Genomic DNA, 1,894 nt, shown 5'->3' on the forward strand with positions numbered 1-1,894 from the left:
CCGAATTGTCTGCGGCGAATTTCACCATTCTGGACGACACGGCGGCGCAGGAAATCCTGAGCCTGATCGGCGGAGACACCCCGGAACCCGAGCCAGCGCCGGACCCTGATCCGACGCCTGAGCCTGATCCGGAACCAGCACCTGACCCGGCACCCGAACCCCTGCCCGACCCGGATCCGGCCCCGCAGGGCTCGGGCCATGCGTTCGACAATCCGCATATTACCAAGGAAAACGCGGATATCGTGGTGACCTGGGCCTGGGGATCAAACACGGTCGTGAACGACTTTACCCCCGCCACCGACACGATTTTCATCGACTGGATCAGGGCAGATGCGCTTGAGATTTCCGAAGTTGACGGCTCGGTCGTTATTGCGGTGCCGTCGAACAACCAGACGATCACCCTGCAAGGGGTAACGCTGGCCATGCTTGAGGGCAGCAATATCCACGCACTGGACACCACCGCGCGGAACGAATTGGCCACGCTGATTCATAGCGCGGATACAGAGGATCATGGCCCCGAGGGCGGCCACGATCATATGCATGTGCTCATCGGCTACGACAGTCCGGCGCAGGTCATCGACGGGTTCCGCCCCGCGATGGGGGATGTCATCGAAATCGACCCCTCCGTCTCGGCCAGTGATTTCGAGATTTTCGAGGAATCCGGCGATGCGCTTGGCCTGACCGTTCGGATCAGTATCACCGTTGATGGGGTCACCACTCAGACCGTCTTTACCGGCATCGGACTTGAGGATCTGAGCATCGGCAACTTCTCGGCCGACGACCAGGGCGTTCTGAATGAGATCGCCAGTGTGCTGGGCCAGGATACCTCCATCCCCACCACCGGCGGGTATACCCTGACCGATGACACAGACGGGTCACACCCGCCCGAGGTGACCGGCGACACCGATAGCGGTGGGCGGGTTTTCAAGGCCGATATCAACGCCGATGACATCACCGGGTTTGACCCGGCCACCGATCAGCTGGATTTCGGCAACGCCTCGGTCCACGGGTTGATTTTGACGAAATCCCCGGACGGAGAGATCGTGATCGACAGCCCCTGGTCGGACGCGGCACAGATCGTTCAGGGCATCAGCTACCGGGATGTGACAATCGACAGTTTCGGCGTGGTCGGCAACGAACACCTGCGGCAGGATCTGGGGGCGGTCGTCTCGTGGGAACAAGGCGTCGGGCCGCGTGAGACAGACACCGTCTATATCCGCAGTCATGAATATGGCCGATCCGAAGTCATCGACAATTTCGACCCGACCACGATGAAGATCAGCTTCCTCTATTTCGGCACGCGTGAGCGGTTGACGGTCGAAGATACGGATGCGGGCCTTGTCATCTCGACCCTGCCCAGCGGTCAGAGCTTTACTTTTACCGGCGTCACCACGGCGGATCTGGTGCCCGGGCTGGTCGAGTTCCATTTCGATCAGGTGATGGAGGACAATCTGGAAACACCGTTCGGTTTCGATCAGGACGATGTAACCCTGGTCGATCGGACGGTCCTGCTGACGCCCGAAGCGCCAGACGGGGCGACCACCGACGGGCATCAGACCCGCACGGGCGATCTGACGGGAAGTGCTTCGGCACCTGATGCTGGCGAGGGGGACGTTCCCGACGCTATGCCCAGCGACTCACCGTCGGACGGAACGGTGGTTCTGGGCGACGGGCCGGACACGGTCGAGATCAATTGGAACTGGGGCGCTCAAACCCGGATCGAAGGGTTCGATACCACTCAGGACAATTTTGATTTCAACGCGCTGAATGGTGCTCAGGTCGATATTCGCGAGGTGAATGGTGATCTAGAGATTGAGGTGTTTGGCAATGGCGGCAACATCACCACGCTGGTTGGCGTGCAGGCCGAAGATCTGAGCCGCGCGAATTTCCTGGC

Annotated in this window: 1 protein-coding gene; it reads left to right on the forward strand. The window is 60.5% G+C overall.

Annotation, left to right across the window (positions count from 1 at the left end; all coding sequences use genetic code 11):
* On the forward strand, positions 1 to 1,894 hold a 1,894-nt coding region (locus MPJ51_RS21395), incomplete at both ends, for a hypothetical protein (RefSeq protein WP_298391033.1).

This window comes from Ruegeria sp., assembly GCF_028066395.1.
Classification (GTDB): Bacteria; Pseudomonadota; Alphaproteobacteria; order Rhodobacterales; family Rhodobacteraceae; genus Ruegeria.